The 6,000-nt window shown below is 62.6% G+C and carries 10 protein-coding genes and 1 pseudogene; 10 read left to right on the top strand and 1 reads right to left on the bottom strand.

What is annotated here, in order from left to right; translation table 11 throughout:
* The first annotated feature begins 93 nt into the window (after window positions 1–93).
* Together HLH21_RS11960 and HLH21_RS11955 are read left to right on the top strand one after the other, a co-directional pair.
* Window positions 94–429 carry a DUF736 domain-containing protein gene (locus HLH21_RS11960; RefSeq protein ID WP_182943987.1) on the top strand — a complete coding sequence of 112 codons (336 nt, stop codon included), beginning with the start codon at window positions 94–96 and terminating at the stop codon, window positions 427–429.
* 344 nt (window positions 430–773) lie between these two features.
* Window positions 774–929 carry a hypothetical protein gene (locus HLH21_RS11955; RefSeq protein ID WP_182943972.1) on the top strand — a complete coding sequence of 52 codons (156 nt, stop codon included), beginning with the start codon at window positions 774–776 and terminating at the stop codon, window positions 927–929.
* Window positions 930–956: 27 nt separating this feature from the next.
* On the opposite strand, the gene HLH21_RS11950 is transcribed toward HLH21_RS11955, so the two are convergent.
* Window positions 957–1,190, bottom strand: coding sequence for a helix-turn-helix domain-containing protein (locus tag HLH21_RS11950; RefSeq protein WP_048848409.1), 234 nt, complete (start codon window positions 1,188–1,190; stop codon window positions 957–959).
* 270 nt (window positions 1,191–1,460) lie between these two features.
* Between HLH21_RS11950 and HLH21_RS16915 the strand changes: the two genes are divergently transcribed.
* From HLH21_RS16915 to HLH21_RS11915, 8 genes and pseudogenes are all read left to right on the top strand, one after another.
* Complete coding sequence (locus tag HLH21_RS16915; RefSeq protein ID WP_264811536.1) at window positions 1,461–1,667, top strand: transcriptional regulator domain-containing protein; 207 nt, start codon at window positions 1,461–1,463, stop codon at window positions 1,665–1,667.
* A complete protein-coding gene (locus HLH21_RS11945; RefSeq protein ID WP_182943971.1) occupies window positions 1,606–2,247 on the top strand; it encodes a DNA -binding domain-containing protein in 642 nt (213 codons plus the stop codon). Before HLH21_RS16915 ends, HLH21_RS11945 begins: the two co-directional genes overlap by 62 nt.
* A 96-nt stretch (window positions 2,248–2,343) precedes the next feature.
* Complete coding sequence (locus HLH21_RS11940) at window positions 2,344–2,643, top strand: helix-turn-helix transcriptional regulator (RefSeq protein ID WP_077808161.1); 300 nt, start codon at window positions 2,344–2,346, stop codon at window positions 2,641–2,643.
* A pseudogene (locus HLH21_RS11935) lies at window positions 2,640–3,713 on the top strand (replication initiator protein A). Before HLH21_RS11940 ends, HLH21_RS11935 begins: the two are co-directional and overlap by 4 nt.
* Window positions 3,710–4,198: a DUF2840 domain-containing protein gene (locus tag HLH21_RS11930; protein ID WP_182943970.1), complete on the top strand. Its 489-nt coding sequence runs from the start codon at window positions 3,710–3,712 to the stop codon at window positions 4,196–4,198. The pseudogene HLH21_RS11935 and the gene HLH21_RS11930 overlap by 4 nt, the downstream one beginning before the upstream one ends.
* Window positions 4,195–4,824, top strand: coding sequence for a S26 family signal peptidase (locus HLH21_RS11925; RefSeq protein WP_182943969.1), 630 nt, complete (start codon window positions 4,195–4,197; stop codon window positions 4,822–4,824). The genes HLH21_RS11930 and HLH21_RS11925 overlap by 4 nt, the downstream gene beginning before the upstream one ends.
* A gap of 58 nt (window positions 4,825–4,882) precedes the next feature.
* On the top strand, window positions 4,883–5,224 hold the full coding sequence (locus HLH21_RS11920) for a DUF736 domain-containing protein (protein ID WP_182943968.1): 342 nt from the start codon (window positions 4,883–4,885) through the stop codon (window positions 5,222–5,224).
* Window positions 5,221–5,892: a lytic transglycosylase domain-containing protein gene (locus HLH21_RS11915; protein ID WP_182943967.1), complete on the top strand. Its 672-nt coding sequence runs from the start codon at window positions 5,221–5,223 to the stop codon at window positions 5,890–5,892. Before HLH21_RS11920 ends, HLH21_RS11915 begins: the two co-directional genes overlap by 4 nt.
* The last annotated feature ends 108 nt before the right edge of the window (window positions 5,893–6,000 follow it).

Here is a 6,000-nt window from a genome sequence, read left to right as displayed (position 1 = left end):
TCGACGCCGCCTGTTCCGCTTGGAATAATTTTGCCGCCCTGCCTGACACCATCCGGTCGATCGGACTCAGAAAGTGGGCTCACACAGGTCTGTATCTATAACCGTTGGTATAACATCGGTTCCTTCAAGAAGGTGGGTGAAGGCTTCGAAGGCGAAATCGTCACCCTGGCCCTGCAGGCCCGCAACGTCCGTCTGGTGGCGGAAACCAACCGGGCCAACGACAATGCCCCCAACTACCGCGTCTACCTCGGACGGGTGGAACTCGGTGCCGCATGGACCCGCCGCTCCAACGAAGGCCGCACCTATCTGAGCCTGAAGCTGGACGATCCCTCCTTCGCCGCCCCGATCTTCGCCAACCTGTTCACCGACGAGGAAGGGGAAGGCTACACCCTCATCTGGACCCGGCCCCGCAGCCGGAACGGGGAGTAAGCTCCCCACCACCAACCCCGCCCGGTCTCCCCGGGCGGGGCCTTCCGGGTCTTCTTTTCCGACGTGCTCTTCGGGGCGCGGGCGGCAGCGCTGGCCGCCCGACGTGAGAGGTCGGAGGAATACGAGGCTTTCCCTCAGCCTTCCCATTGTACCATGCGCGAGGGCGAACCGCGTCAAGGACGCGTGGTCCCCCCAATTTTGCCCGACGCACCCGTGCCGGGCACGCCGAACAAAATCGGCTCCCCCACACGCCGGCAGGCCGGTCGCCTGACGGCGATCCCTGACCCGGTCCGCCCCGGCATGAGCCGTCCGTCCTGTCTTTGACAAACGAAAGGAGCAGGACGATGACCACGCTACACGACCACATCCAGATGCTGCGCGCCGAACTGACCAGCTTTCACCTCAGCCGTCGCGAGCGCCGGCAGATCGAGTGCGAACTCAAGGAGGCGCTTGCTTGGCAGGGTAACGTCGAAGCAGACAGGCCGACACCGCCCCATTGAGGGCGGAGAGGGTGGGGTCAAGGAACCTTATTTCTGATCGTCCGCCGGAACCTGATTTTCATCCAGTAATGCCGCCGGTCGTACGTTGAGTGCCTGTGACGCATGCCATAACGAAAGCAGCGTCGCGTTCTGGCGTCCGGTCTCGATCCAGCTGATATACGCGCGGTCCACGCCCATCCGTTCCGCCAGGGCCTCCTGGCTGAGACCGGCGGCGCGTCGCAGGCGCCTCACGTTCGCGCCGAAAAGTCCTCGGATATCCATCCTCAGGATAGGAACGATTTGTGTATTATCGCGCTACGTATTATAATACACGGAACGCTCAGCGCCTTCCCCTGTGATGCGCCATGGGCATCACGTGATGTCGCGAAAACCGATGTTTCCGGCCCGTCTGGCGTGAATCGTTTCCCAATACCGAAACAATTCTGAGCCCACCGGATATTTTCGGGATCACCTCCCTAAGTCTTCGGGACTACCCGTTCCGGTTTTGCACCGGATACTGGGTCGAATCCATGACATATCGGGGAGGGGGGAGTGCCGACAATCCGGCCGTGGGATGCCGCACCCCTTCGTCGCGCCTTCGCCGGGCTCGACCCTGCCGGTCTCGCCCAGGAATGGCTGCGGCGCAACCTGGCTTATCGGAACGATTATGCCGCCATCATGACGACGGGTAAGGCAGATGCTGAGGCATGGCGCGCCTTCGCCCGTCGCTGGGGGTTGCGTTTTCCCTGTCGACCCTGATCTTCCCGCCTGGCTCGCCCCCGCGTTCTGGGATCCGGACATCGCGCCCGAGGTCGCCGTGCGTGGCGATGGAGGTGATATTCTGTCCCGTCTCGCACCATACACGCGTGCACGGCATGATGGTCCGGATGGCATTCACCTCGTGCTGGACAGTGTGGCGGGTCCGCTGCGCCTTGTCATTGTCGTCGATCGACAACCCGATGCGCCAGGAACCTGGTTCATCGTCGATGACCGCCACCTCCCGACCCGTCTTGCCTGCGTGGCACGCTTCGGCTGCCTGCTTGCCGATCATTCGCCGGGTTCAATTCCCCCCAGCCTGCGCCTGAGTCCCCAGCAGAAGCTGCGCCAGATCCGCATGCTCTGCATCGCGGAAGGACGGCGTATGGGGGTGACAGCGAAGCGGATCGCCGCTGGTCTTTACGGTGCCGACATTCTCCGGCTCTCGAACAGGGAATGGCACGCCAGCTCATGGTACCGGGCCTTCTACCGCGATCTCGACGGTGCCGGCTTCTATCTGAGCGGCGGCCACATCGCTCTCCTTCAGGGGCTGAAGCAGGGGGGTGACAGTCTGGTGGCCTGAACTTTGTCATCCCTCCCCACAGGCCATTCTCCGGCAGCGTCTTCCCATGAGCCGCGACATTCCGCACGCGGCCCGATCCAACGGGAGGAAGACCCCATGCGTGTCCAGCCGACACTGCCACCGCGCTATCTGCGCACCCCGGACGCGGCCAATTTCGTTGGCCTGTCTATCCGCACCCTCGAAAAGCACCGGAGTTGCGGCACCGGTCCGCTCTACCGCCAGCTTGGCGGCCGGATCGTCTATGCCGTCGAAGACCTCTGCGCCTGGGCCGATCTGAACGTCAGGCTCTCCACCGGGGACGGTGGGGGTATCCCGATGCCGTCCGATCCCCGCGCGTATATCATCCGCCTGCAGGCCAGGGCTCGCAAGGCTCAGCAGCGGAGCGCCGGACGATGATGCCGGCCGGTGATAGCTGGCGTCAGCCCGACCGCCGCTTCGTGGTCACGGGGTCGGCACGGCCCCGTGACATTCGTGATCTCATGGGGCGTCCGTTTTTCGCATTGGGAAAAACGCCGCGCCTCACCCCGATTGATTATCAGGCGCGACATATCACGATCATGGTGCGGTCTGAAAATGCTGGCGGTATGGCGACGGTCTGGGATGTCGACGTCCTGATCTGGCTGACCGGGCAGATCGTCGATGCGCTGAACCATGGATTGTGGGTGTCACGCCATGTGCGCTTCACGCCCTGGCGTCTGTTTCAGGATCTGGGCTGGGCTTCCGGACTACATGAATACCATCGCCTTCGCCGTGCATTGGAACGGCTGTCCACGACAACAGTCATGACGAACATCCGCCAGGGCGCTGACTGGCGGGAGAGGCCGTTCACGTGGATCAGTGATGTCCGGATATCCCGTGACGAGGGCGTGGCCCTGACTCTGCCAGACTGGCTGATGGAAGCCGCCTGCGATCGCTCGCGCGTGCTGAGCGTTGATCCCGCCTATTTCTGCCTTCGTGGCGGTCTGGAGCGGTGGCTTTACCGCCTGGCGCGTCGACATGCCGGGCGACAGAAGGAGGGATAGCGCTTCGATCTGGCGGAACTGCACGCACGCTCAGGCAGCCTGACCCGTCGTCGCGATTTCATCGCGAAAATCCGCGCCATTGTCGTCAGCCAGACCATTCCCGGTTATGCGTTTCGCGTCATTTCTGGCGGAAAACAGGGGATTTTATGCGCTGTTCCAACGAGTCAATTCACCGAGGGTGTGGATAACGATGTGCAACATGTCGTTGGATCAACGGCGCATCATATCGTGGGAGCGGCGGCGGATTTATCGTGGGATCATTGGCGAAAATCGGCGCAACGTATTGTTTTCAAAAGCGGAATCAGCTCTGTAACTTATATAACTAATATAATAACTTATTATGTAGGGGATTTCGGTCTTTTAGCTCCCCTTCCGGCAGCCTGGTCGGGGCGTGGAGAAAAGGCTCGGGAAGCGGTCGCGGATCGCCTGGTCGGTGTCCCATGACCGCCCGCTCTTTCAAGCCGGACGACGCTGTCCTCACTACGGTTGAACTGACGTGGATCGAGAAGCGCATCGAACACTGGGTCCGCTTCGGCCGTCCCGTCGAGGATCGCATTCTCGACCGTCGGCGCAGGCTGATGAGCTTCACGCCGGACAGCGTGTTCGCCTTCATCCGCTGGGCTGCGAACGATTTCGGCACCGTGGTGTCCTGCATCGACATCGTGCGGGCGGTCGGGGCTCAGGAAGCCTGCCAGACCGTGCCCTTCGTGCGCCCCGGGGGCGAGAGCCTGCTGCGCCAGAGCGGCTGGCCCAAGGTGCGGCGCGTGCTGGAGGCCATCGACGTCGTGGAGGCGCTGGGAATTGATCCTGCGGCCGCCTGTCCCGATCACTGGCGGCACCTGCATCACCGGCTCACGGCAGCGCAGGAACCGCGTCCCTACACGCGTGAACGGCACGAAGGATGGCTGCGCCGGAGGGCCGCGTCATGACCGGGCGCGCCTGGTTTTTCACCACGTATTTCGCCGTGCTCGGTGTGGGTGCTTCGCTGGCGTTTCATCCCACGCCGCGCTGGGTTTGGAACGAGACGGCCAGCGTTCCTGTCGGGCTGTATCGCATCCAGCCCACCACCCCGGTCCGTGTCGGCGACATTGTCGCGCTCCGTCTTCCTGAGCGCGAGGCCACGCTGCTGGCGACACGCGGCTACCTGCCGTTCGGCGTGCCGCTGCTCAAGCCTGTGGCAGCACTGGCGGGGCAAAGTGTCTGTCGCATCGGCGTCCACGTCACCATCGACGGTAAGGCGGCCGGCGATGCGAAGACCGTCGATCATCGGGGCCGCAAGCTGCCGGTCTGGCAGGGCTGTCAGCATCTCGGGCCGGGGCAGGTTTTCGTTATGAACGCCGCTGTGCCAACCAGTCTGGACGGGCGGTATTTCGGCGTCCTGCTGATGGATACCGTGATCGGTCGCGCGGTGCCGGTTCATGTCCGAACGGGCGAAGCGGAGCCACCGCCGCTGCATTTCGATCCGCTCCCGGAACCGGATGATCCCGTGCGGAAGGGACTGCTCCTGGGACGGCCGATGATGCCCGCGAAAGAGAGCGAACCGCCCATTCAATGATGGTCATTCAGCCCTTGAATTCTCTGTCATTGCCACTCTGTCTGAAAGGATTGTTCCTGTGAGCCAGATCGGATTTTTCACCCGCACGTCGGATGGTTTTGCCGGACGCGTGCGCACCCTGTCACTGGATGCCGAACTGACCTTCGTGCCGGCGGAAAACAATGGCGCGGAGCATGCGCCGGATTATCGTATCCATCTCGGTGATGGAGACGCTGGGCCGGAGATCGGGGCAGGGTGGACCCGCACCGGGGAGCGTGCTGGCGAGTATATTTCCATCGTGCTGGATGACCCCAGTTTCATGCAGCCGGTCCGGGCCACGCTGTTTCAGGCCGGACGCGGTGGGCGTGAGTGGCAACTGGTTTGGAACCGGCCCGCAAAACGTCCGGGAGGGCGGGAATGAGCCTCCGGTTTTTCATGTCCGCTGGCGTGCTGGCCGTGCTCGCGCTGACGCTCTCGCCGACCATCGCCCGCGCCCAGCATTTTGATGATCTGGTGCGGCAGGCAGCGGAGCAGAATGCGATCCCGGCAACATGGGTAAGGGCCGTCCTGCAAGCTGAAAGTGCCGGTGATCCACATGCGGTTTCTGCCGCCGGTGCAATGGGGCTGATGCAGCTCATGCCGGACACATGGAAGGATGTCCGGCGAACACTCAATCTGGGGGCCGATCCTTTCGATCCGCACGACAATATCGCGGCTGGTGCAGCCTATCTGCGATGGCTGCACGACCGCTATGGCGATGCGGGATTCCTTGCCGCCTACAACGCTGGTCCCGGTCGTTATAACGATCATCTGGCGACTGGTCGGCCATTGCCAGCCGAGACGATTTCCTACGTGGAATTCGTCAAACGGCTGATGAAAAACCTATCGTCTGACCTCCATCTTCCCGCTTCTTTTTTGTCCTTTCCGGCTCGTTCCTGGGTGACGGCCGCGCTCTTCGTTTCTGGCTATCCCGATGGGTTTCGAGCACCCACGGCACGTCATGTCGCTGCTCCCGAAAACCTCTTCGCAGGACATGCCGGGGAGAGGTCCGGCATGGTCCCACTGAGGGGATCGGATCAGGTCCAGTGAGGCGTGAAAACCCCGGAAAGCCAACAGAAAAGGGAGGGCTGGATAAAAGGCCGCACATCGCGGCTCGGTTGGGGTGGCGGTTTTTCGGGGTTTTTGAAGTCTTGTTGC

The sequence above is a fragment of the Gluconacetobacter johannae genome, from assembly GCF_014174305.1.
In the GTDB taxonomy this organism is placed as follows: Bacteria; Pseudomonadota; Alphaproteobacteria; order Acetobacterales; family Acetobacteraceae; genus Gluconacetobacter; species Gluconacetobacter johannae.
This window is presented reverse-complemented; position numbering and strand designations above follow the sequence as displayed.

Excerpts from the sequence above, each read along its gene's own strand:
- HLH21_RS11955 (WP_182943972.1), top strand. The coding sequence starts at position 774 with ATGACCACGCTACACGACCACATCCAGATGCTGCGCGCCGAACTGACC.
- HLH21_RS11950 (WP_048848409.1), bottom strand. The coding sequence starts at position 1,190 with ATGGATATCCGAGGACTTTTCGGCGCGAACGTGAGGCGCCTGCGACGC.
- HLH21_RS11945 (WP_182943971.1), top strand. The coding sequence starts at position 1,606 with ATGCTGAGGCATGGCGCGCCTTCGCCCGTCGCTGGGGGTTGCGTTTTC.
- HLH21_RS11940 (WP_077808161.1), top strand. The coding sequence starts at position 2,344 with ATGCGTGTCCAGCCGACACTGCCACCGCGCTATCTGCGCACCCCGGAC.
- HLH21_RS11930 (WP_182943970.1), top strand. The coding sequence starts at position 3,710 with ATGACCGCCCGCTCTTTCAAGCCGGACGACGCTGTCCTCACTACGGTT.
- HLH21_RS11925 (WP_182943969.1), top strand. The coding sequence starts at position 4,195 with ATGACCGGGCGCGCCTGGTTTTTCACCACGTATTTCGCCGTGCTCGGT.
- HLH21_RS11915 (WP_182943967.1), top strand. The coding sequence starts at position 5,221 with ATGAGCCTCCGGTTTTTCATGTCCGCTGGCGTGCTGGCCGTGCTCGCG.